At 73.4% G+C, this 23,264-nt stretch carries 20 protein-coding genes; 10 read left to right on the forward strand and 10 right to left on the reverse strand.

The genetic code is table 11. The features are described from left to right. Positions 1 to 44: 44 nt before the first annotated feature. Positions 45 to 320 carry a DUF6343 family protein gene (locus ACQ614_RS08005; RefSeq protein ID WP_431683856.1) on the forward strand — a complete coding sequence of 92 codons (276 nt, stop codon included), beginning with the start codon at positions 45 to 47 and terminating at the stop codon, positions 318 to 320. 18 nt (positions 321 to 338) lie between these two features. Here ACQ614_RS08005 and ACQ614_RS08010 read toward each other — a convergent pair whose 3' ends face one another. After that, the gene (locus ACQ614_RS08010) at positions 339 to 1,862 is read right to left on the reverse strand and encodes an aldehyde dehydrogenase (NADP(+)) (protein ID WP_431677691.1); all 1,524 of its coding nucleotides are present in this window, start codon (positions 1,860 to 1,862) and stop codon (positions 339 to 341) included. Positions 1,863 to 2,021: 159 nt separating this feature from the next. On the opposite strand from ACQ614_RS08010, the gene ACQ614_RS08015 reads away from it, so the two are divergent. From ACQ614_RS08015 to ACQ614_RS08030, 4 genes are all read left to right on the forward strand, one after another. Then, entirely contained in the window at positions 2,022 to 2,801 is a 780-nt protein-coding gene (locus tag ACQ614_RS08015; RefSeq protein ID WP_431683857.1) for an IclR family transcriptional regulator, read from the forward strand. 219 nt (positions 2,802 to 3,020) lie between these two features. After that, positions 3,021 to 4,178: a pectinesterase family protein gene (locus ACQ614_RS08020; RefSeq protein WP_431677692.1), complete on the forward strand. Its 1,158-nt coding sequence runs from the start codon at positions 3,021 to 3,023 to the stop codon at positions 4,176 to 4,178. After that, entirely contained in the window at positions 4,175 to 4,993 is an 819-nt protein-coding gene (locus ACQ614_RS08025) for a rhamnogalacturonan acetylesterase (RefSeq protein ID WP_431677693.1), read from the forward strand. Before ACQ614_RS08020 ends, ACQ614_RS08025 begins: the two co-directional genes overlap by 4 nt. Positions 4,994 to 5,040: 47 nt before the next feature. Beyond that, positions 5,041 to 5,523 (forward strand): hypothetical protein, encoded by a 483-nt coding sequence (locus ACQ614_RS08030; protein WP_431677694.1) that lies wholly within the window; start codon positions 5,041 to 5,043, stop codon positions 5,521 to 5,523. A gap of 85 nt (positions 5,524 to 5,608) precedes the next feature. Here the strand turns inward: ACQ614_RS08030 and ACQ614_RS08035 are convergent, their stop codons facing one another. Together ACQ614_RS08035 and ACQ614_RS08040 are read right to left on the reverse strand one after the other, a co-directional pair. Continuing rightward, on the reverse strand, positions 5,609 to 6,751 hold the full coding sequence (locus ACQ614_RS08035; RefSeq protein WP_431677695.1) for a hypothetical protein: 1,143 nt from the start codon (positions 6,749 to 6,751) through the stop codon (positions 5,609 to 5,611). A 78-nt stretch (positions 6,752 to 6,829) separates the two neighbouring features. Next, entirely contained in the window at positions 6,830 to 7,771 is a 942-nt protein-coding gene (locus ACQ614_RS08040) for a 5-dehydro-4-deoxyglucarate dehydratase (RefSeq protein WP_431677696.1), read from the reverse strand. Positions 7,772 to 8,010: 239 nt separating this feature from the next. Between ACQ614_RS08040 and ACQ614_RS08045 the strand changes: the two genes are divergently transcribed. Genes ACQ614_RS08045 through ACQ614_RS08065 form a run of 5 tightly spaced genes read left to right on the forward strand, consistent with a single transcriptional unit; the run spans position 8,011 to position 13,172 of the window. After that, positions 8,011 to 8,919, forward strand: coding sequence for a carbohydrate ABC transporter permease (locus ACQ614_RS08045; RefSeq protein WP_431677697.1), 909 nt, complete (start codon positions 8,011 to 8,013; stop codon positions 8,917 to 8,919). Between the two features lie 11 nt (positions 8,920 to 8,930). Then, positions 8,931 to 9,836 (forward strand): carbohydrate ABC transporter permease, encoded by a 906-nt coding sequence (locus tag ACQ614_RS08050; RefSeq protein ID WP_431677698.1) that lies wholly within the window; start codon positions 8,931 to 8,933, stop codon positions 9,834 to 9,836. Between the two features lie 59 nt (positions 9,837 to 9,895). Then, positions 9,896 to 11,197, forward strand: coding sequence for an ABC transporter substrate-binding protein (locus tag ACQ614_RS08055; RefSeq protein WP_431677699.1), 1,302 nt, complete (start codon positions 9,896 to 9,898; stop codon positions 11,195 to 11,197). 5 nt (positions 11,198 to 11,202) lie between these two features. Continuing rightward, positions 11,203 to 12,363: an enolase C-terminal domain-like protein gene (locus tag ACQ614_RS08060; protein WP_431677700.1), complete on the forward strand. Its 1,161-nt coding sequence runs from the start codon at positions 11,203 to 11,205 to the stop codon at positions 12,361 to 12,363. Then, positions 12,360 to 13,172 carry an NAD-dependent epimerase/dehydratase family protein gene (locus ACQ614_RS08065; RefSeq protein WP_431683858.1) on the forward strand — a complete coding sequence of 271 codons (813 nt, stop codon included), beginning with the start codon at positions 12,360 to 12,362 and terminating at the stop codon, positions 13,170 to 13,172. The genes ACQ614_RS08060 and ACQ614_RS08065 overlap by 4 nt, the downstream gene beginning before the upstream one ends. A 224-nt stretch (positions 13,173 to 13,396) precedes the next feature. Here the strand turns inward: ACQ614_RS08065 and ACQ614_RS08070 are convergent, their stop codons facing one another. From ACQ614_RS08070 to hpnE, 7 genes are all read right to left on the reverse strand, one after another. Next, positions 13,397 to 14,794, reverse strand: coding sequence for an aspartate aminotransferase family protein (locus tag ACQ614_RS08070; protein WP_431677701.1), 1,398 nt, complete (start codon positions 14,792 to 14,794; stop codon positions 13,397 to 13,399). After that, complete coding sequence (dxs, locus tag ACQ614_RS08075) at positions 14,787 to 16,694, reverse strand: 1-deoxy-D-xylulose-5-phosphate synthase (protein WP_431677702.1); 1,908 nt, start codon at positions 16,692 to 16,694, stop codon at positions 14,787 to 14,789. Before dxs ends, ACQ614_RS08070 begins: the two co-directional genes overlap by 8 nt. Positions 16,695 to 16,817: 123 nt before the next feature. Further along, a complete protein-coding gene (gene hpnH / locus ACQ614_RS08080) occupies positions 16,818 to 17,843 on the reverse strand; it encodes an adenosyl-hopene transferase HpnH (RefSeq protein WP_431677703.1) in 1,026 nt (341 codons plus the stop codon). A gap of 2 nt (positions 17,844 to 17,845) precedes the next feature. After that, positions 17,846 to 18,511 (reverse strand): 1-hydroxy-2-methyl-2-butenyl 4-diphosphate reductase, encoded by a 666-nt coding sequence (locus ACQ614_RS08085; RefSeq protein WP_431677704.1) that lies wholly within the window; start codon positions 18,509 to 18,511, stop codon positions 17,846 to 17,848. A 36-nt stretch (positions 18,512 to 18,547) separates the two neighbouring features. After that, positions 18,548 to 20,461: a squalene--hopene cyclase gene (gene shc, locus ACQ614_RS08090; protein ID WP_431683859.1), complete on the reverse strand. Its 1,914-nt coding sequence runs from the start codon at positions 20,459 to 20,461 to the stop codon at positions 18,548 to 18,550. Positions 20,462 to 20,659: 198 nt separating this feature from the next. Continuing rightward, positions 20,660 to 21,661, reverse strand: coding sequence for a polyprenyl synthetase family protein (locus ACQ614_RS08095; protein ID WP_363493971.1), 1,002 nt, complete (start codon positions 21,659 to 21,661; stop codon positions 20,660 to 20,662). A gap of 161 nt (positions 21,662 to 21,822) precedes the next feature. Next, entirely contained in the window at positions 21,823 to 23,223 is a 1,401-nt protein-coding gene (hpnE, locus tag ACQ614_RS08100; protein ID WP_431677705.1) for a hydroxysqualene dehydroxylase HpnE, read from the reverse strand. Between the last annotated feature and the right edge of the window lie 41 nt (positions 23,224 to 23,264).

A 23,264-nucleotide genomic window follows, 5' to 3' on the forward strand; every position in this document is an offset into this window, starting at 1 on the left:
CTCGAGGACACGCCCTAGGCTGGAAGGGGCGGGAGGTGAGTGCCATGCGTCCGGCGAAGACACCCCGGTACTGGCGCAGCGGCACCGAGCCGGCGACCGCGCGCAGTGACCTGAAGCTGCGCTTCCTGCTCTCGGTGATCTTCGTGCCGGTCTTCGCGCTGATGACGGTCGGGTTCGCCCTGTGGGCCTCGCGCAACAGCTCCTCCGACATCCCGAGCAGCGGGACGCTGACGGTGTTCGCGGTCTGCTCCGGGGTGCTGATGCTGCTGGCACTGACGGACCTGTGGGTGGTGGTCCGCCGGCGCCGGACGGAGCTGTGAGCGCGGAGCTCCGCAGGATCAGGCCTCGCGGCGGCCGTCGACGAGCCGCGGCAGGCCCAGCGGGTTGGCGTCGTGCAGCTCCGGCGGCAGCAGCGCCTGCGGGGTGTTCTGGTAGCTGACCGGGCGGAGCCAGCGTTCGATCGCGGTGGCGCCGACCGAGGTCGAGGTGGAGGTGGTGGCCGGGTAGGGGCCGCCGTGCTGCATGGCGGGGGCGACGGCGACACCGGTCGGCCAGCCGTCGACGACCAGCCGCCCCGCGAGCGGGACCAGTCGCTGCAGCAGGGCCGCCGCCTCGGGCCCGCGCTCGTCCGCGGCGAGCTGGACGGTGGCGGTGAGGTTGCCGTCCAGCCGGGCGAGGACGGACTCCAGCTCGGCCGCGTCCCGGTAGCGGACGAGGACGGTGACCGGGCCGAAGCACTCCTCGAGCAGCGGCTCGGCGAGTTCGCCGGCGGCGACCGCGAGGATTCCGGCGCGGACGGCCAGCGGCGCGCCCTCGACGGCCTCTGCGCCACCGGCGAGCAGTACCTCGACGCCGGGGTGCGCGGCGCGTTCGCGCACTCCCTCCAGGTAGGCCTCGCGCATCCGCGGGTCGAGCATCGGGGCGGCGGGGGCCTGTGCGGCGGCGGCGACCACGGCCTTCTCGACCCCGGGCTCGGCGGCCGGGACGAGGACCAGGCCGGGCTTCACGCAGAACTGGCCGTTGCCGAGGGTGAAGGAGCCGGCGAGTCCGGCGCCGATCTCCTCGGCCCGGGTGGCGGCGGCCCGCTCGGTGACGACGACCGGGTTGAGGCTGCCGAGCTCGCCGTGGAAGGGGATCGGCCGGGGCCGGGCCGCCGCCATGTCGTACAGGGCGCGGCCGCCGCGCACCGAGCCGGTGAAGCCGACGGCGGCGGTGAGCGGGTGGCGGACGAGTGCGGGGCCGGCCTCGAAGCCGTGCACCAGGCGGAGCACGTCCGCGGGCAGGCCGACGGCGGTCGCGGCCTCGCGGACCAGCCGCGCGGTGAGCTCACCGGTGGCCGGGTGGTCGGGGTGCGCCTTGACGACGACCGGGCAGCCGGCGGCGAGTGCGCTGGCGGTGTCGCCGCCGGCGACGGAGAAGGCGAGCGGGAAGTTGCTCGCGGAGAAGACCGCGACGACGCCGAGCGGCAGCTTCATCCGGCGCAGGTCGGGGCGGCCGAGGGCCGGGTCGGCGTGGTCGATGACCAGGCCGAGGTGGGAGCCCTCGGCGAGCTGGTCGGCGAAGGCGCGCAGCTGGTAGGTGGTGCGGGCGAGCTCGCCGGTGAGCCGGGCGGTGCCGAGTGCGGTCTCGGCGTCGGCGGTGGCGGTGATCCCGTCGGCGGCGGCGTCCAGGCGGTCGGCGGCGGCGCGCAGGAACTCGGCGCGGCGTGTGCGGTCGGCGAGCGCCGGGAGGGTTGCGGCGGCGGCACGGACTGCGGTGTCGACGGCGTCGGCCCCGGCCTCCACGGCGACCGGGCCGCGGGATGCGCCGGTCCGCGGGTCGGTGGAGTGGACGGGGGCGGGCTGGGCGTCGTCGGTGTGCACGCGGGCCTCCTCAGCACGGTGCCGGTCGGGTAGCGTCCGCCGTACGGGGGCGTGACGCGGGCCTGTCTCCCACACCGTGAATCTGTTCAGTATGCTGAACGTGATACGACTATTTGAACTCGCGGGACGATACGCCGCGTGACGGAAGGGGTCAAGGACATGCCCTCGCCGAACGACGCCGCCACCGGCGGCGCCCAGGTCAAGTCCGCGGTGCGCACCGTGGAGCTCCTGGAGTACTTCGCCGGGAACACCGGCATGCACAGCCTCGCCGAGGTGCAGGAGCAGACCGGCTACCCCAAGTCCAGCCTGTACATGCTGCTGCGCACCCTGGTCGAACTGGGCTGGGTGGAGACCGACGCCACCGGCACCCGGTACGGCATCGGGGTGCGGGCCCTGCTGGTCGGCAGCTCGTACATCGACGGCGACGAGGCGGTGGCGGCGGCCAGGCCCACACTGGACCGGCTGGCCGACGACACCGGCGAGACCATCCACCTCGCCCGCCTGGACGGCACCAACGTGGTGTACCTGGCGACCCGTCAGTCCCAGCACAGCCTGCGGCCGTTCACCCGGATCGGGCGGCGGCTGCCCGCGTACAGCACCTCGCACGGCAAGGCGCTGCTCGCCACCCGGACGGACGAGCAGATCCGCCGGCTGCTGCCGGAGAAGCTGGAGCCGATGACCGAGCACACCCACACCGACCGCGAGGAACTGATCGAGGAGCTGCACCGGATCCGCGAACTCGGCTACGCCGTCGACCGGGAGGAGAACACGCTGGGCGTGCGCTGCTTCGGCGTGGCGATCCCGTACCGACACCCGGCGCGCGACGCGGTGAGCGTCTCGGTGCCGGTGGCACGGCTGACGCCCGGCCGCGAGCAGATGATCCGCGACGCCCTGATGGACGCCCGCGACCGGCTCACCCTTGCCACCCGGCACATCTGACGGACCGTCCGACCGGCGCGCCCCGCACCCCTCGGTGCGGGGCGCGCCGGCGTTTGCGGAACCGGCGCCGGCATTGACAGCGCCGCGCCGCCCTCCCTAGGGTTCCCGGACATGGATGCGACCGCTGTTCACATTCCCGAACAGCGGCGGAGCGTGTCGCCCCCTGTCCGGCCCCGGTGCGCCCCACCGCCCGCGGCCCACCGACCCCCGGAGCCCGCCATGCCCACCCGCCGTACCGTCCTGCTCGCCTCCGCCGGCGCCCTCCTCGGCACCGGCCCGGGCGCCGCACCCGCCGCCGCCCACGGCGGACCCGGCCGCTGGGGCCGCTACGGCTCCCCCACCGCCCGGCTCGACCCCCGCACGCTGTACGTCGACCCGGAAGGCCACGGCGACCACACCACCGTCCAGGCCGCCGTCACCGCCACGCCCACCGGCACCACCGCGGAGACCGGCTGGACACTCGTCCTCGCCCCCGGCACCTACCGCGAGACCGTCACCGTCCCGCCCTCCCGCCCGCACCTCACCCTGATCGGCGCGAGCCGCCGCGCCCGCGACACCGTCCTCGTGTACGACAACGCGGCCGGCACGCCCAAACCCGGCGGCGGCACCCTGGGCACCACCGGCAGCGCCACCGCCGCCCTCCAGGCGGACGGGCTCACCGCGTACGACATCACCTTCGCCAACGACTGGCTGCGCGCCGACCACCCCGGCAGCACCGGCACCCAGGCCGTCGCCGCCAAGGTCACCGGCGACCGCTGCGCCTTCCACCGCTGCCGCTTCCTCGGCCACCAGGACACCCTCTACGCCGACACCGCCGCCCTGGCCGTCACCGCCCGGCAGTACTACGGCCACTGCCACATCGAGGGCGACGTCGACTTCGTCTTCGGCCGCGCCACCGCCGTCCTCGAGCACTGCCGGCTGCACACCCTCGGCCGCACCGACCTCGCCGCACCACCCCTCGGCTTCGTCTTCGCCCCCAGCACCGCCCGCACCACCGCGTACGGATTCCTCGCCACCCGCTGCACCGTCACCAGCGCCGCCGCCGACGGCGCCTACCGGCTCGCCCGCCCCTGGGTACCGAGCAGCGACCCGACCGCCCGGCCGATGCTGACGGTCCGCGGCTCCTGGCTCGGCCCGGGCGTCGACGCCGCCACCCCCTACGCCACCATGTCGAACAGCTACCCGTGGCAGCAGCAGCGCTTCGCCGAGTACGCCAACGAGGGCCCCGGCGCGCTGATCGCCGACCCCGCCGAGCGGCCGCAACTGACCGCCGCCCAGGCCGGCCTCCTCACCCGTGAGAGCCACCTGCTCGGCGCCGACGGCTGGCGCCCCTGGGACGACCGCCCGTCTGCGGGCCGCACCGGAGGAGACCGATGACCGACCCGACCCGCCGCAGCCTCGCCCTCGCCGCCGCCGCGGCGCCCCTGCTGGCCGTCCTCGGCAACACCGCCCCCGCCGCGGCGGCACCCCGCCGCAGCACGGTGTTCGTCGCCGGGGACTCCACCGCCTCCGTCTACCCCACCGCCGCCGCCCCGCGGGCCGGCTGGGGCCAGGCCCTGCCGGTCTTCACCGGCCCGCACCTGACGGTCGACGACCGGGCGCTGTCCGGCGCCAGCTCCAAGAGCTTCGCCGACCTCGGCCTGCTCGACGGCATCCTGGCCGACCTGCGCACCGGCGACCGCCTGCTGGTGTCCTTCGGCCACAACGACGAGAAGACCTCCGACCCGGCCCGCGGCACCGACCCGTACACCACCTACCAGCAGTACCTGCGCCGCTACCTCGACGGGGCGCGCAGCCGCGGCGCCCTGCCCGTCCTGGTCACCTCGGTCGAACGGCGCCGCTTCGACGCCGACGGCCGGGCCCTCGCCTCGCACGGCGCCTACCCGCAGGCGATGCGCGACCTCGCCGCGGCCGAGCGGGTGCCGCTCGTCGACCTGCAGGCGCTCAGCCTGGCACTGTGGCAGCAGCTCGGCCCGGAGGGCACCAAGGCGTACTTCCTGTGGCGGGAGCCCGGCGGCAACTACCCGGACGGGGTCGCCGACAACACGCACTTCCAGGCGCACGGCGCGATCGAGGTGGCCCGGCTGGTCGCCGCCGACCTGCACCGGCAGCACCTGCTGCCACCCGGCTCGCTGCGCGGCCTCGGCCGGCCCGTCCCGGACGACCGGCCGGTGTGGCCGCCCACGATCTGAGCCGCCACCCCTCCCCCCATCGGCGGGGGCATGACAGTCTGTCCGCCATGCGCACCCGTACCCTCACCGCGGCCCTGGCCGCCGCCGCCGTGCTCGGCCTGGCCGGCTGCTCCTCCAGCGGCTCGGCCCCGAAGGCCGACCCGGCCGCCGGGCCCGCCTCCGCCACCGCCACCACCGCCCCGGCCGCCTCCGGCACCGGTGCCGCCCAGGACACCGCGGCCAGCCCCAAGCCGGCCCCGCCCTCGGACGCCGGGCTGCCCGCGAAGCCGGACTCCGGCACCGCCGACAAGCTGGTCGCGGCACTGAAGGCACTCGACCCGGACATCGTCTCCCGCGGGCCCGAGGCCACCGTGGAGGCCGCCCGCAAGCAGTGCCAGGCCGTCTACAACTTCCCCAAGGACCACGCCAAGCTGGTCGAACTCACCGGCCAGAACTTCACCTCGGCCGCCCACCCCAAGGGCTTCGGCCCCGAGACCTCGGAGAAGATCCTCACCGCCCTGCAGGCCTCCGGCCTCTGCACCAAGTCCTGACGGACAACCACAACAGGGGTGCGGGGAGCTGCGCGAATCGGAAGGTACGGTGCCGCACCTCCCGCCCGCGCAGCTCCCCGCGCCCCTAAAAGCCCTCTCGGCGCAGCAACGCCCGAACGGCCTCCAGATCCGAGTCCGAGGCCAGCCCCGCATGGTAGAGCCGCAGTTCGTCCGCACCGGGCACCACCGCCGGCGCAGCCCCGCCCATGCCCGCCACCACCGGCAGGTTGGCCGCCAGGACCGTCCCCGGGCGGCGGTGCGGTGCGGCGAGCGGCAGTGTCCGGGCCGGCTCGGGCAGCACCAGCCCGTCCGCGAACTCCAGCACCCCGGCAGTGTCCACCCCGGGGTTGGGCCCCGACCGGTGCGGCAGCGGGTCGCCGTGCAGCAGCACCCGGAACCCGGCCGGTGCGGCCGCCCGGACGGCCGCGACCGCCGCCCGCTGGAAGTGCAGTGCGGCGGCCCGGCGGTGGGCCAGTGCAGTGGCCGCGGCCCCGACCCCGATCAACTGCACCACCCGGTCCCACTCCTGCTCGGCCCGGGGTTCGGGGGCGCCCCGCCAGAGCGGCTCCAGCGCCGCCCGGACGGCCTTGCGGAGTGCACCGGCCGAATCCCCGTAGCCGCGCTCGCAGACCTCGCAGAAGCAGAGGGACATCAGGAACTGCCCGGCCGGGCCGAGCGGCACCCCGCCGATCTTGTCGTGGGCGTGCAGGTGCGCCAGCCCGTACCAGCCGCAGGACTCGAGTTCGGTGCCGGTCGCGCCGGGGCGCACGGCCGCCTCGGCAGCGAGGTCGGCGGCGTACTCGACCACCTCGGGCCGGGCGATGCACGGTGCCCATGTGTAGTGCTCGCCGTAGGCGTTGCGCACGGTGCTCGCCGGGAACTCCTCCCCCAGCCGGGAGTTGTGCGCGAGCACCACCCAGCTGTGCACCTCGAGACCGGCGCCGAGCAGTGCCTGCGCCGCCTCGCCGAACGGGTCGGCGGCGGGCAGCCAGCCCTGGGCGTACGGGCGCAGCCGGCGGCCGCGCCAGCGGCGGGCGGAGGCGGGGTAGTAGACGGCGGAGTGCCGGGCGGTGACGATGCGCCGTTCGGGGTGGCGGGGGGTCAGGGCACGGGTGGAGTGGTAGGCGGAGGCGAGGGTGGCCCGGTCCGGGCCGAGGGCGGCGAGGCGGGCGGCGGCGTGCGGGTCGCCGAGCACGTCCCAGGGGTAGAGGAAGGCGGAGGTGGGCACGGCGGCTCCGGGGGTGCGGGGGGTGCCCGGCGGGTGCGGGCCGGGCACCCCGGCTCGGTGGGGTCGGACTCGGTGGGGTCAGATGAGGCTGCGGCCGTGCTTGACGAGGTCGGCGAGCCGGGCGACGTGCTCCGGGGCGGGCTCGGTGAGCGGCGGGCGGACGGGGCCGACCTCCAGGCCGTCGAGGCGGACGCCGGCCTTGACCAGGGAGACGGCGTAGCCGCTGCCCTGGGCGCGGAGTTCGACCAGCGGGCGGTAGAAGCCGTCGAGCAGGCGGTTGGCGGTGGTGTCGTCGCCGGTGTTGAGCGCCCGGTGGAAGGCGAGGGCGATGTCGGGGGCGAAGCAGAAGACGGCGGAGGAGTAGAGGGTGACGCCGATGCCGCGGTAGGCGAGGCCGGTGAGTTCGGCGGTGGGCAGGCCGTTGAAGTAGCGGAACGGGCGGTCGGGCAGCGCGGTGCGCACGGCGCTGACGATGCGCTGCATCCGGTCGATGTCGCCGACACCGTCCTTGAAGCCGGTGATGTTGTCGACCCCGGCGAGGCGGACGACCGTCTCGGGGTCGAGCACCGCGTTGTCGCGCGCGTAGACGATGATCTCCAGCCGGGTGGCGGCGGCGAGCGCGGCGTAGTGCCGGTACAGCCCCTCCTGCGAGGGCCTGACCAGGTACGGGGGCAGGGCGAGGACGCCGTCGGCACCGGCCCGTTCGGCCCGGCGCAGGAAGTCCAGGGCGAGGGCGGTGCCGTGGCCCACTCCGGCCACGACGGGCACGGCGCCGGCCGTTTCCTCGACCGCGGCGGCGATGACAGCCTCGTACTCGTCGAGTCCGAGGGCGTGGTACTCGCCGGTGCCGCACGCGGCGAAGACGGCGGCGGCACCTGCGTCGAGGCGGGCGCGGACGTGGGCGCGGAAGGCGTCGAGGTCGACCGTGCCGTCGGGCGCGAAGGGCGTGACGGGGAAGAAGAGGAGGCCGTCCAGGCGGTCGGCGAGGGGGGTGCGGTCTGCGGGCAGGTCAGCAGGCATGGGGGTCGCTCTCCAGGGATGGGGCGGCGGAGGGGGCAGCAGGGGCGGGTGCGCGGACGGTGCGGCACCTCTCGACAGCGTTATACATCACCATGACCGCAGTCCACATCCATGAACGCAAATTCGATGCACGGGGGGTTGACGCTCCACCGGGTCAAACCTAGGGTGTCCACACCTGTGAACAACGTCCAAGGGCGTGGCTGGTTCCGCCCCCGGGCAGAGAGGAGGCGAGCACACGCGTGGCTCTCTCCGGCACCCCCAGTACCCGCGGCCCCCGACTGCGCCGGGCCCTCACCCCGTACACCCTCATCGCACCCACGGTGCTGCTGCTGGCCGTCTTCCTGGTCGTCCCGGTCGGCAGTGTCCTGTACTCCTCGCTCCAGCACCACGTCGTCAACGAGCCCTACGACGACGCCTTTGTGGGCCTGGACAACTTCCGCCGGATGTTCGCCGACGCCCAGTTCTGGCACAGCCTGGCCTTCTCCGCGAAGTGGGTGTTCGCCGAGGTCGCCCTGCAGCTGCTGCTCGGCCTGGCCCTGGCGCTGATCGTCAACGAGACCTTCGTCGGCCGGGCCGTCGCCCGCGCGCTGGTCTTCTCCCCGTGGGCGGTCTCCGGCGTGCTCACCACCGGCATCTGGATCCTGCTCTACAACCCGGCCACCGGCGTCTTCCACCACCTCGGCGAACTCGGCATCGGCGACAGCGCCACCTCCGTGCTCGGCAACCCCGACACCGTCTTCGGTGCCGCCGTGGTCGCCGAACTCTGGCGCGGCGTACCGTTCTTCGCCATCCTCATCCTCGCCGACCTGCAGTCCGTGCCCAAGGAGCTGTACGAGGCGGCCTCCATGGACGGCGCCGGCCGCATCCGCAGCTTCTTCCACGTGACCCTCCCGCACCTGCGGGACGCCATCGTGCTCGCCACGCTGCTGCGCTCGGTCTGGGAGTTCAACAACGTCGACCTGCTCTACACCCTCACCAACGGCGGCCCGGCCGGCGCGACCACCAGCCTCCCGCTGTACGTCGCCCAACTCGCCCGCAAGTCGTACGACTTCGGCTACGGATCGGCGCTCACCACGGCGGCCTTCGTGATCCTGCTGTTCTGCTCGATCCTGTACCTGCGGCTCAGCAGGTTCGGCGGCGGGAAGTGACGGCGGCCCCGATGACCACCCCCGACCTGGAGCGCACCCCCGTGACCACCGCCGCCCTGCCCGCCCCGGCCGGCACCGCCGCCGGCAGCACCGCCCGCCCCGCCCGGCGGCGCGACGGCCGCCTGCTGCGGCTCTTCCTGCCGCTCGGCCTCTACCTGCTCTTCACCCTGGTGCCGTTCTACTGGATGCTGCTCTTCGCGCTCCGCCCGGCCGGCTCCAACTCCCTGCTCCCCTGGCCGATCACCACCGCGCACTTCGAAACGGTGTGGAACGGCATGGGCTTCAGCACGTACTTCCGCAACAGCGTCTGGATCGCCCTGCTCACCCTGCTGTTCGTCACCTTCTTCGCGCTGATGGGCGGCTACGCGCTGGCCCGCTTCGACTTCCGCGGCCGCAAGGTGTTCATGCTGGCGCTGCTGTGCACCCAGTTCGTGCCGGGCGCGATGATGCTGATCCCGCTGTTCGACATCTTCCGCACCTTCCACCTGATCGACTCCCGGTGGAGCCTGATCGTCGCCGAGACCACCTTCCAGCTCCCGCTCGCGATGATCCTGATGAGCGGCTTCGTGAAGAACGTCCCGGTGGAGCTGGAGGAGTCCGCGATGGTGGACGGCTGCGGCCGGCTGCGCGCCTTCCTCGCCGTCGTCCTCCCGCTGCTGCGGCCCGGCATCGTCGCGGTCGGGTCGTTCGCCTTCATCGGCAGCTGGAACAACTTCCTCTTCGCCCTGATGTTCCTCAACGACCCCGAGCTGCAGACCGTCCCGGTCGGCCTGCAGACCACCATCGGCGAGAACACCGTCGACTTCGGCGCCCTGGCCGCGGGCGGCGTGGTCGCCGCCGTCCCCGTGGTGCTGGTCTTCGCCGTCGTCCAGAAGTACCTCGTCCAGGGCATGAGCGCCGGCGCCGTCAAGGGCTGAGAACCGGCACCGAAGCACCGCACACCCCACCCGCGCCGATCCGACAGGACACCACCGCCATGAGCCGCACCCTGCGCACCACCGCCGCCGCCCTCGCCGCCCTCGGCCTGCTGAGCGCCTGCTCCTCGGCAGGCTCCTCCTCCGACGCCGGCGGCAAGGTCACCATCACCTACTGGGACAACAACGCCGGCCCGGCCAGAACCCCGCTGATGCAGCACCTCATCGACGAGTTCGAGAAGGCCCACCCGAACATCACCGTCAAGTACGTCGGCGTCACCAGCTCCGAGATCGCCGAGAAGTACAACACCGCCGTCGCCTCCGGCTCCACGCCCGACGTCGGCGGCGTCACCACCGCCCTGCTCGCCTCGCTCACCGCGCAGAAGGCGCTCACCCAGCTCGACGACCTGTACGCCAAGAGCCCGCTGAACGGCAAGCTGTCGGCCAACTTCCTGACCATCTCCAAGAGCGCCGCCGGCGGCAAGGGCCTGTACCAGCTGCCGTCCTCCGGCAACCAGGACGTCATCTGGTACCGCGCCGACAAGTTCAAGGAGGCCGGCATCACCGTCCCCAGGACCTGGGACGAGCTGTTCGCCGCCGCCGCCGGGCTCACCGACAAGTCCAAGAACCAGTACGGCTTCACCATCCGCGGCGGCGCCGGCTCCGGCTTCCAGATCCTCGCCGAGGCCTACTCCTACTCCGGCCTGGACGCCATGTTCGACGCGAGCGGCAGGTCCACCGTCGCCGACCCGCAGAACGTCGCCCTGATCGAGAAGATCGCCGCGCAGTACAGGAACACCACCCCGGAGGCCGACGTCTCCAACGCCTACCCGCAGATGCTCGCCCAGTTCCAGGCCAACCAGGTGATGATGGTCCACCACAACCTGGGCTCCACCAAGGACGTGAAGACGGCGCTCGGCGACAAGGTGGCCGGCATGCTGCTGCCCGCCGGCCCCAACGGCACCTCCATCCTCGCCAACCCGGTCGACGGCTTCGGCCTGTTCAAGAACAGCAAGCACAAGGACGAGGCCTGGGCGTTCATGGAGTTCCTCGACTCGCACGCCTCCAACAGCTACTGGAACGAGAACGTCGGCCAGATCCCGGCCAACACCGAGGCCTACGCCGACGAGTGGTACGCCAAGTCCGGCATCACCAAGCAGGCCGGCGACGCGCTCAACTCCACCTCCGCCAGGCTCGTCCAGCCGCCGGTCCACCTCCCCCAGTACTCCAAGATCACCAAGACCGACGCCGAGCCCGCCTTCCAGAAGGTGCTGCTCGGCAAGATGTCCGCGGCCGACTTCGCCAAGTCCGTCGCCGACGCCTTCACCAAGGCCCAGCAGACCTACCAGTCCAAGAACGGCTGACCTCCGTGACCGCGACGATCGAACGCATCGAACTCACCGTCTTCACCACCGAGGCCCGCACCGCCGTCGACGCCCACGGCCACCGGCACCCCTCCGCACCCCACGAGGTCCGCGAGGCACTGCTCACCGTCACCGACACCGACGGCGCCGCCGGACGCGTCCTCGTCCAGCCCGACCACCTGCGCCCGGCCGTGCTCGACAAGTACGTCCGCCCCGCGCTGATCGGGCAGGACCCGCTGGATCGGACACGCCTGTGGACCTCGCTCGCCCGCCGCCAGCGCGGCGCGCACGGCGGCCTCACCGACCGCGCCCTCGGCTTCGTCGACCTCGCCCTGTGGGACCTCGCCGGGCAGCGCCTCGGTCTGCCGGTGTGGAAGCTGCTCGGCGGCGCCCGCAGCGAAGTCCCCGCCTACGCCTCCACCATGTGCGGCGACGAGATCCCCGGCGGCCTCGCCACCCCCGCCGACTACGCCGCCTTCGCGGTGCAGCTCGTCGAGCGCGGCTACCGGGCGATCAAGCTGCACACCTGGATGCCGCCGGTGGCCGGCGCCCCGTCCGTGGCCCTGGACATCGCCGCCTGCAGCGCCGTCCGCGAGGCCGTCGGCCCCGGCATCGAGCTGATGCTGGACGCCAACCACTGGTACTCCCGCACCGAGGCGCTCCGACTCGGCCGGGCCCTCCAGGAGCTGGACTACTACTGGTTCGAGGAGCCCATGGAGGAGGCCTCCGTCTCCTCCTACCGCTGGCTCGCCGAACAGCTCGACATCCCGGTGATCGGCCCGGAGACCTCCTGGGGCAAGAACTTCACCCGGGCCGAGTGGATCACCTCCGGCGCCTGCGACATCCTGCGCACCGGCACCACCGACGTCGGCGGCATCACCCCCGCCGTCCGCACCCTGCACCTCGCCGAAGCCTTCAACATGGACTGCGAGGTGCACGGCAACGGCTCCGGCAACCTCTCGCTGCTCGGCGCCACCACCAACGGCCGCTGGTACGAGCGCGGGCTGCTCCATCCGCACACCGACTTCGACGCCGTGCCGCCGCACCTCCACGCGATCGTCGACGCCATGGACGAGCATGGCACCGTCCGGCTGCCCGAACGGCCGGGCCTCGGCGACCACTTCGACCTCGACCACATCAAGCGCCACACGATCACCACGGACTGACGATGCCACAGACCATCCTGCTCACCGGCGCCGCCGGCGGCGTCGGCACCACGCTGCGCGAACTGCTGCCCCCGTACGGCCACCGCCTCCGGCTCGCCGACCTCGCCCCGATCCCCGGCGAGCCCGACGCCCTCGCCTTCGACCTGCGCGACGCGGACGCCGTCCGGGAGGCCGTCCGCGGCGTGGACGCCGTCGTCCACCTCGGCGGCATCTCGCTGGAGGACACCTTCGCCCACATCCTCGGCGCCAACATCGAAGGCACCTACCACCTCTACGAGGCCGTCCGGCTGGAGGGGGTGAAGCGGGTGGTCTTCGCCAGCTCCAACCACGCCGTCGGATTCACCCCGCTGCAGGGCCCCGGCCCCGGCGGCAAGGGCCTGATCGGCACGGACATCGCGCCCCGGCCCGACACCTACTACGGCCTGTCCAAGGTCTTCGGCGAGGGCCTGGCGCAGCTCTACGCCGACAAGTACGGGGTGGAGAGCGTCTCGATCCGGATCGGCTCGTGCTTCCCGAAGCCGCGCTCCACCCGGATGCTCTCCACCTGGCTGAGCCCCGCCGACTGCGCCCGGCTGGTGCACGCCGCACTCACCGCCCCGGTCGACGGGCACGTGGTGGTGAACGGCATCAGCGCCAACACCCGCGCCTGGTGGGACCTCGCCCCGGCCCGTGCGCTCGGCTACGAGCCGCAGGACGACGCCGAGGCGTACGCCGCGGAGGTCTTGGCCGAACACGGCGAGCTGCCGCCGGACGGCGTGGACGCCCGGCTGCTCGGCGGCGGCTTCACGGAGATCGAGCCACCGCGCTGAGCCACCCCGGGAGCCGTCTTCAAAGGCGCACGGGTGGTCAATTCAGGGGCGCGTGGGGGCACCTCCCGGCCGAAGGCTGGGGGAGAACTGCGCAGTCCGGGAGTGGCTGTCACGGCAGTTCGGGTCGAGCCGTGGTCTGCACGGTGGCCCACATCCGGATTGCGCAGTTCCCCGCGCCCCTCACGGGGCACCGTACGCCTATGAAGAAACGCCCTCGGGCGGGTTCACCGGCCGCCGACCGCCTGTTTGACCAGGGTGCGGCCGAAGTCCCACATCAGGCCGCTGCCCCGGTGTGCCTCGTCCATCACCTCGGTGAAGGCGTCCACGAAGCGGTCGACCTCCTTCTCGGTGACGATCAGCGGCGGGATCAGCTTGATGACCTCCAGGTGGTCGCCGGAGACCTGGGTGAGGATGCGGTGCCGCTGCAGCAGCGGCACCACCACCATCTGCGCGAACAGCCCCTTGCGGGCGGCCTGCAGGGCCGTCCAACCGGTGCGCAGCTTCAGCGACTTGGGGCGGCCGAACTCGATGCCGACCATCAGGCCGCGGCCGCGCACGTCGGCCAGCATCTCGTACCGGTCGACCAGTTCGGCGAGCCTGGCGCGCAGCAGGTCGCCGACCGTCCGGGCGTTCTCCACCACCCGTTCCTCGCGCATCACGTGCAGGGTGGCGAGGCCGGCCGCCATGGCCTGGGCGTTGGAGCCGAAGGACGCGGAGTGCACCAGCACCCGGTCCATCGAGGAGTACACCTTGTCGAAGATCCAGCCCTTGCCGAGGGTCGCCCCGATGGGCACGTAGCCGCCGGAGAGCGCTTTGGCCGCGCACACCAGGTCGGGCAGGACGCCCTCCTCGTGCTGGTAGGCGAAGAAGTCGCCGGTGCGTCCGATGCCGGTCTGCACCTCGTCGCAGATCAGCAGCGCCCTGTGGGCGTGCAGGAGTTCCTGGGCGGCGTGCAGCCAGCCGGGCGGCGCGGCGTGCACGCCCTTGCCCTGGATCGGCTCGACGATCAGGGCGGCGACGTCGCCCTTCTTCAACTCCCGTGCCAGGGCCGCGAGGTCGCCGAGCGGTACGGCGGTGTCGGGCAGCAGCGGCCCGAAGCCCTTGCGGAAGCCGCTCTCGCCGTTGACCGAGAGCGAGCCTGCGGTGAGGCCGTGGAAGGCGTGGTCGCAGTAGAGGATGCGCCGCCTCCCGGTGGCGCAGCGGGCGAACTTGAGAGCCGTCTCGACGGCCTCGGTGCCGCTGTTGCCGAAGAACACCCGGTCCAGGCCGGGGGCGCGGGCGATCAGCTGCTCGGCGAGCAGGCCGGGCAGCGGGGAGCAGTCGAAGCGGGTGAGGTCGGGCAGGTCGAGGTCCATGACCTGCTGGACGGCGGCGCGGACCGCCGGGTGGTGCCGTCCGAGTGCGAAGATCCCGAAGCCGGCCAGCATGTCCAGGTACTCGTTGCCGTCGGCGTCGTAGAAGTACGGGCCCCGGGCGCGCTCGTAGTACTTGTCGAAGCCGATGGTGTGCAGCATTCGCGGCAGCTGCGGATTGAGGTACTTGGCGTGCAGCTCGTAGCGCTCGGCGGCGCGGTCGGCGAGCAGGGCGGCGAGGTCGAGGCCCCCGGTGGGACGGTCAGCCATGGTGCTGGTTCGCTCCTCGGATCGGTAGCAGCTGCTTGGCGTGGGCGGCGGTCTGGGCGGCCACGCCGGTGCCGGTGAGTCCGATCTCCTCGAGGATCTCACCGCGGCCGGCGTGGGCCAGGAACTCCTGCGGAATACCGAGGTCGCGCAGCGGGGTGTCCACGCCGCCGTCGCGCAGGGCCTGGGCGATCGCGGCGCCGACGCCGCCGGCGCGGCCGTTGTCCTCGACGGTGACGACGAGGCGGTGGGCGGCGGCGAGGTCGACCAGGGCGGGGTCGACGGGCTTGACCCAGCGCGGGTCGACGACGGTGGCGGTGAAGCCCTCGGCGAGCAGCAGCGCGGCGGCGTCCAGGCAGGCAGGGGCCATGGCGCCGACGGCGACCAGCAGGATCTCGGGGGCGGGCCCGGTGGCGGCCAGGACGTCGACCCCGCCGACCCGGCGGAGGGCGGGCACGCCGGGGCCGAGGTCGCCCTTGGGGAAGCGCAGCACGGTGGGGGCGTCGGTGACCTCGACGGCCTCGCGGAGCTGGGTGCGCAGCTGTTCGGCGTCGCGCGGTGCGGCGAGCCGCAGGCCGGGGACGACCTGGAGGACGGACATGTCCCACATGCCGTTGTGGGAGGCGCCGTCGTTGCCGGTGACCCCGGCCCGGTCGAGGACGAAGGTGACGCCCAGCCCGTGCAGGGCGACGTCCATGAGGACCTGGTCGAAGGCGCGGTTGAGGAAGGTGGCGTAGACGGCGACGACCGGGTGCAGGCCGCCGGTGGCGAGGCCGGCGGCGCTGGCGACGGCGTGCTGCTCGGCGATGCCGACGTCGAAGGTGCGGTCGGGGTGGGCGGCGGCGAAGTCGGCGAGGCCGACCGGCTGGAGCATCGCGGCGGTGATAGCGACGATGTCGGAGCGTTCCTTGCCGAGTTCGACCATCTCGGTGCCGAAGACGGACGTCCAGGAGGTGCCGCGGGAGGGCGAGACGGGCAGGCAGGTGTACGGGTCCATGGCGCCGACGGCGTGGAAGCGGTCGGCCTCGTCCTGTTCGGCGGGGCGGTAGCCGCGGCCCTTCTGGGTGATGCAGTGGACGATGACCGGGCCGCCGAAGCGCTTGGCGCGGCGCAGCGCCTGTTCGACGGCGGCGATGTCGTGGCCGTCGATCGGGCCGACGTACTTGAGGCCGAGGTCCTCGAACATGCCCTGCGGGGCGAAGGCGTCCTTGAAGCCCTTCTTGGCGCCGTGCAGGGCGCCGAAGATGGGCGGGCCGACGACGGGGGTGCGCTGCAGGGCCTCCTTGCCCCAGGCGAGGAAGCGCTCGTAGCCGCGGGTGGTGCGCAGGGTGGCGAGGTGGTGGGCGAGGCCGCCGATGGTGCGGGCGTAGGAGCGTTCGTTGTCGTTGACGACGATGACCAGGGGGCGGTCGTCGGCCTCGGCGATGTTGTTGAGGGCCTCCCAGGCCATGCCGCCGGTGAGGGCGCCGTCGCCGACGACGGCGACGGTGTGCCGGTCGGTGCGGCCGAGCAGCTGGTTGGCCTTGGCGATGCCGTCGGCGTGTCCGAGGGCGGCGGAGGCGTGGGAGTTCTCGATGAGGTCGTGCTCGGACTCGGCGCGGGAGGGGTAGCCGGAGAGGCCGCCGCGGCCGCGCAGTCGGGTGAAGTCCTGGCGGCCGGTGAGGAGCTTGTGGACGTAGGCCTGGTGGCCGGTGTCGAAGAGGATGCGGTCGCGCGGGGAGTCGAAGACGCGGTGGACGGCGATGGTCAGTTCGACCACGCCGAGGTTGGGTCCGAGGTGGCCTCCGGTGCGGGTGACGGCGTCGATCAGGAAGTCGCGGATCTCGTCGGCGAGGAGTGGGAGGTCGCCGGCGGGCAGGCGTCTCAGGTCGGCGGGTCCCTGGATGGTGGACAGAAGTGACATGGCTTCACCTCGCGACTTCGTGGAGAGCGATGACCGTCTGTGTCCAGGGTGCGGCCGGGGCGGTCGGCTCGCCTGTTGTCCGCACGCCCGGGCGCGCGCTGGGGCGCGCGCCGGGGCGCGCGTTCAGTTGATCCGACCGGAGCCGAGGGTCTCCCGGGCGGCGCGCAGCGATTCCTTGAGGGAGCCCATGGTGGCGAGGACGGCGGTTGGCTCGTAGCCGCAGTGGGCCATGCAGTTGTCGCAGCGCGGGTCCCTGCCGCGGCCGTACTTGTCCCAGTCGGTGTCCTCGATGAGTTCCCGGTAGGTGGGGACGTAGCTGTCGGCCATCAGGTAGCAGGGGCGCTGCCAGCCGAAGAGGGAGTAGTTGGGGATGCCCCAGGCGGTGCACTCGAAGTCGACCTTCCCCTCGAGGAAGTCCAGGAAGAGCGGGCTGTGGTTGAGCCGCCAGCGCCGCCGGTTGCCGCCGGCGAAGGCCTTGCGGAAGAGCTCCCTGGTCTGTTCGACGCCGAGGAAGTGGTCCTGGTCGGGCGCCTTCTCGTAGGCGTACGCCGGCGAGATCATCATCTCGTCGACCTTGAGCTCGTCGTTGAGGTAGTCGAGCACCTCGATGACGGTCTGCGGGGTGTCGGTGTTGAAGAAGGTGGAGTTGGTGGTGACCCGGAAGCCGCGCCGCTTGGCCTCCCTGATGGCCTCCACCGCCTCGTCGAAGGTGCCCTCCTTGGCCACCGAGGCGTCGTGCCGCTCGCGCAGGCCGTCGATGTGGACAGTGAAGGTGAAGTACGGCGAAGGAGTGAATCTGTCGAGCTTCTTGCGCATCAGCAGGGCGTTGGTGCAGAGGAAGACGTACTTGCGGCGGGCGACCAGCTGGCGCACGATCTCGTCGATCTGCGGGTGCATCAGCGGCTCGCCGCCGGCGATGGAGACCATCGGAGCACCGGACTCGAGCACGGCGCCGACCGCCTGGGCCACCGGCATCCGCTGCTTGAGCACCCCGGCCGGGTGCTGGATCTTGCCGCAGCCCTCGCAGGCCAGGTTGCACGCGTAGAGCGGCTCCAGCTCGACGATCAGTGGGAACTTCTCACGGCGCTTGAGCTTCTGCTGCAACAGGTAGGTGGACACGCGGATGGACTGACGCAGCGGCATGGCCATGGCTAACTCGCCTTCTGCGGGAGTGTCGAGGGCTGTGGTGGACGGGGTGCTGCGGTGGCGACCAGGCGGTGCCACTCGGTGAGGCCGGGGACGGCGGCGCGCAGGGCCCGCCAGGCGCGCACCCCGGCCGGCAGGGTGCCCGGCCGGATCAGCTCGTGCTCGGGGGTGTCGACGACCACCCGCAGCACGGCGGCGGGCAGGTCGGGCCTCAGCTCGGCGCGGGCGGCGAGCACGGCGGCGGCCTCCATGTCGACGGCGAGGGCGCCGCGGGCGTGCAGGGCGCGGCGCTGGTCGCCGCGCACCACGTGGTCCGAGGTGTGGTGCAGCCCGGTGTGCGTGGTCAGGCCGCAGGCCTGCAGGGCCTTGGCGAGCGAGGGGGCCGACTCGAGTTCGAAGCGCCCGCCCTCGGTGTCGCGCACCGCGTCGGCGACGATGACCTCCCCGGGTTCGGTGCCGGGGGCGACGGAGGCGCCGAACCCGGCGACGACCAGGGCGCCGTACCCGCCGGTGGCGAGCAGCGCGCGCACGCTCCGGCCGGCTCTGGCGCGGCCGATGCCCGTCCGCACGAGGACGGGCGATCCGCCGATCGCCCCGGCCCAGTCGCCGCCGCGCAGGGCCCAGGCCTCCGGCCCGAGTGCGCACAGCACCAGCAACGGTTCACCGGTCATGGGTACCTCCGCTCGGCCCGGTGCAGAGACGTTTTCTCACCGCTCACCACCCCCTGCCCCGAGGGGGCGCCCCGACACGTACCGGCCGAGGGCCGTCACCGGGAACACCAGGCGGTAGAGGTGGTAGTTGATCGAGAAGTCCCAGGGGAAGCCGGTGCCGGTGAACTGCGGCTCGTCCCAGGTGCCGTCGGCCCGCTGGGTGCGGACCAGCCAGGCGACGCCGCGTTCGACGGCCTCGGTGCCGCTGCCCGGCCCGCCCGGGGCCTCGCCCGCGGCGAGCAGGGACATCAGCGCCCAGGCGGTCTGCGAGGCGGTGGACTCGCCGCGCCCGGCCCAGGTGCCCGGGTCGTCGTACGAGCGCATGTCCTCGCCCCATCCGCCGTCCGGGTTCTGCCGGCTCTCCAGCCAGCGGACGGCCCGGCGGATCGCCGGATGGTCGGGGCGGATGCCGGCGGAGACCAGGGCGGGCAGCACCGAGCCGGTGCCGTAGATGTAGTTGGTGCCCCAGCGGCCGAACCAGGAGCCGTCCTCCTCCTGGTGGTCGAGCAGCCAGGCGGTACCGCGCAGGGCGCGCGGGTCGGCGGCCTTGCCGACCTCGGCGAGCATCTCCACCACATGGGCGGTGACGTCGGCCGAGGGCGGGTCGATGACCTCGCCGAAGTCGCAGAACGGCAGCTTGTTGGGGAGGTGGCTGGTGTTGTCCACGTCGAAGGCGCCCCAGGCGCCGTCGCGGGACTGCATGCCGAGGCACCACTCGACGCCGCGCCGCACCGCGCCCTTGAGCCGGGCGGGCTCCGGGTGGGCGACCCGGCGCAGCGCGAGGACGACCTCGGCGGTGTCGTCGATGTCGGGGTAGGTGTCGTTGTGGAACTCGAAGGCCCAGCCGCCGGGTGCGAGCCGGGGCCGCTTGACCGACCAGTCGCCGCGGGTGGTGATCTCCTCGCCGAGCATCCAGTCGGCGGCCCGCACCACGGCCGGGTCGTCGGCGGGCAGCCCGGCGTCCCGCAGCGCGATGGTGGCGAGGCAGGTGTCCCAGACCGGGGACTGGCAGGCCTCCATCCAGCGTCTGCCGTCCTCGGTGTGGACGGTGAAGCCGTCGAAGGCGGCGAGGCCGGCCTTCATCACCGGGTGGTCAAGCCGGTAGCCGAGCAGGTTGAGGGCGATCAGCGAGTAGACGGCGGGCGGCTGGATGCCGCCCCAGCAGCCGTCGGCCTCCTGCCGGTCGACGATCCAGCGGCCGGCGCGGGCGAGCGCGATCCGTCGCAGCGGGCGCACCGCGTAGCGGTGGTAGTGGTGCATCAGCCGGTCGAGGCGCTGGAAGAGGCCCTCCCAGCTGACTGCCGGGGCCATCGGCCGAACGGGGTACGGGTCGGCGGGGTCGGCGTGCAGCTCGGTGAGTGCGAAGGGTGCGGGGTGCACCGGGCGGTGCGCCGAGACCACGGTGAGCGGGACGATCGTCTGCCGGGCCCACTGGCCGAAGGCGTAGATGTTGAGCGGGGCCCAGGTGGGCAGGAAGAGGATCTCCGGGGGGAGTTCGGGGAGGCGCTGCCAGGGCCACCAGCCGAACAGGGCGAGCCAGATCCGGGTGAAGACGCGGGCGGCCGCGATGCCGCCGGCCTCCCGGACGTACCGGGCGGCGGCCTGCATGTGGGGGGCGCCGGGGTCGTCCCCGGCGAGTTTCAGGGCGACGTACGCCTCGACGGTGGTGGACAGTTCGGGCGGCCCGCCGTGGAAGGTCGCCCAGGTGCCGTCCGCGCGCTGCTGCGAGCGGATCCAGGCTGCCGTGGCCCGGGTCTGGTCCGCGGTGCGGATGCCCAGGAACTCACGCAGTAAAAGGTCCTCGGCGTCCATGGTGACGTTGGTCTCCAGGTCGCCCTTCCACCAGCCGTCCGGGTTCTGCAGTGACAGCAGGTGGGCGGTGGCCCGGGCCAGCGCGGCCTCGACGGGCACATCGTCCGATCGTCCTACCGGAGCCGGACCGCCGACCGGCCGCCCGTCCTCGGGCGGCGGGTCGAGGCCGTCCAGCACCGGCACCGGCACCTGACGGTCGGCCACCAGGTCGGGGACCGGGGGGCGGTCGCCCACCGCGACCGGCTCGGAATCGTACTCAGGGTCGAGCCGGCCGCCCGCGGTTGCTGTCAACTCACGTCACCTCTCTCGTACCACCACGAATTCGGCGAGTGCGACGAAGTGCTCCCGCACCTCGTCGGTCATCGGCACCTCGTCCAGTGCGGCGAGGGCGGTCTGGTGCTGGCGGCGGGCCTCCTCCTGGGTCCAGGCGCGGCCGCCCGCCTCCTCGATCAGCGCGGCCCGGGCGGCGAGCACCTGCTCGCTCTCCTCGCCGCGGCCCTGCGGATCCGCCAGCTGGTCGGCCAGCTTGCGGGAGGCGGCGCCGCCCTCGGCGAGCGCGGCGCACACCGGCAGCGACTTCTTGCGCTGGCGCAGGTCGCCCCAGTGCGGCTTGCCGGTCACCTCGGTCGCGCCCCAGATGCCGAGCAGGTCGTCCACCGCCTGGAAGGCCAGGCCCAGGTGATGACCGTAACGCTGCAACGCGTCGGAGACCCGGTCGTCGGCGCCCGCGAGCACGGCGCCGATCGCGGCGGAGGCGGCCAGCAGGGCGCCGGTCTTGCCGCCCTCCATCTCCAGACACTCCTCCACCGTCACCGCGTCGCGCTGCTCGAAGGCGACGTCCATGGCCTGGCCGTCGATGAGCTTGCGGGTGGCGGTGGTGATCAGGCGGACGGCGCGTGCGGCGTCCGCGGCGGTCGCCCCGCCCGTCACCGCCGCGTCGAGCAGCACCTCGGTGCCCAGCGTGGCCAGCGCGTCGCCGACCAGGATGGCCTGGGCCGGACCGAAGACCGTCCACGCGGTGGCCCGGTGCCGCCGGGTCTCGTCACCGTCCATCAGGTCATCATGGAGCAGCGAAAAGTTGTGTACCAGTTCGACGGAGACGCCCCCGGGGACACCCGCCTCGGCCGGTGCGCCGGCCGCCTCGGCCGACAGCAGCGCCAGCGCGGGCCGCACCGCCTTGCCGCCGTCCCCCGCGGCGGGCTTGCCGTCCCGGTCGATCCAGCCGAAGTGGTAGGCGCCGACGGTGTCCATGGGTGCGGCCAAACGGGCGACGGCGGCACGCAGTGACGGGGTGCACATGGTCCGGCCGCGTGCCAGCAGGTCGAGCACCGACGGGGTGTCCTTCACCGAACCGGCGCCCTGGGTGCGAGCCTCCACGTACGTTCCCTCTCCGTGCGAATGCCCGGCTGCTGTGGGCGCCAGGCGTCGTGCGATGTCAGTGGTGGTGGGGCGGGGCGGCGTCATCGCGGCCACCGCCCGTCGCCGCGGTCGGCGGGCAGGCGCCGGCCGGAGCGGGCGAGTGCGGCGTCCGCCGCGGCATGGCCGCTGCGCACCGCACTCTCCATGGTCGCGGGCCAGCCGGTGGCCGTCCACGAACCGGCCAGCAGGAGGCCGGGGATGCCGGTGACCGCCGAGGGCCGCAGCCGGGCGGTGCCGGGGGCCGGGTCGAAGGTCGCGGTGCGCTCGCGGGTGACGAAGAAGTCCAGCACCTCCGCCTCCCGGGCACCGGGCACCAGGCGCTCCAGCTCCGGCAGGTAGCGCTCGCGCAGGGCGGCGACCGGCAGGTCGATCTCCGCCTGCACCGCGGACTGCGACAGCGCCAGGTACTGGGCGCCGGGAATGCCGAGGCCCGAATGGGCCGTTCGGTCGAACACCCACTGGACGGGCGAGCCGAGCGCCGCGAAGAACGGCCGGCGCAGCAGGGTGCGGTCGTACACCACGTGGACGTTGAGGATCGGCGCGTGGCCGAGCTCGCCGAGCCGGTGCTGGTCGGGGAGCGCACCCGCGGGCAGCAGGGCGGCGGCCGACTCCTGGGCGCCGGCCAGCACCACGGTGTCGGCGGTGAGCAGCTCGCCGTCCTCCAGCCGGACGCCGTGCCGGTCGGCGGGCTTGATCTCCGCAGCCCGGGTGCGCAGCCGCACCTGGACGCCGAGCCGCTCCAGCTCGGCCGCGGCCGCGTCGTGGTGGATGCGGCCGAGCGGCACGTTGGCCATGCCGATGTCGGAGGCGCCCGGGTCGGAGAGCAGGCCGGTCTTGAAGACCATCGCGGCCAGCGCCAGCGAGGTCTGCTCGGCGGTGGCGTTGAGCGTGGCGACGCCGACCAGGTCCCACAGGGCGGCGACGGTCGCCGGGGTCTGGCCGTTGCGGCGCAGCCAGGTGCCGAAGGAGATCTCGTCCAGCGCCGGGTCGGCGAGGTCGAGCGCCTTCAGGGCGAGGGCGGCGCGCACCACGCGCAGCCGGTCGGCCGGGCCGAGGTGCGGGTACCCGGCCAGGCTGGCGGCCAGGTGCAGCGGCACCGGCAGGCCGGCGCGGCGCAGCCGGCCGAAGGTGCGGCGGCCGTCGGGGGCGACGCCGAGCACCGGGACGTCCAGGCGCGGCTGGAGATCCACCAGTCGGCCCGCGCCCAGACGGTCCAGCAGGCCGCGGTAGGCGGTGCAGCAGCGGAGGAAGACGTGCTGGCCGTTGTCGACGACCAGGTCGCCGCGGCGGAAGGAGAAGGCGAGGCCGCCGAGCCGGGGCCTGGTCTCCAGCAGGGTGACCCGGTGGTCGGCCTCGGCGAGGCGCAGGGCGGCCGTGATGCCGGCCAGGCCGCCGCCGACCACGACGGCGGTGGGCCGTTCGGCCGTCGTCCGTGCGGTCATCGGTGCCACCCCCTGCCCTGGTCTCGCCGTTGCTTCGTGGA

Origin of the sequence: Kitasatospora dryopteridis, from assembly GCF_050749075.1 — a bacterium.
Taxonomy (GTDB): Bacteria; Actinomycetota; Actinomycetes; order Streptomycetales; family Streptomycetaceae; genus Kitasatospora.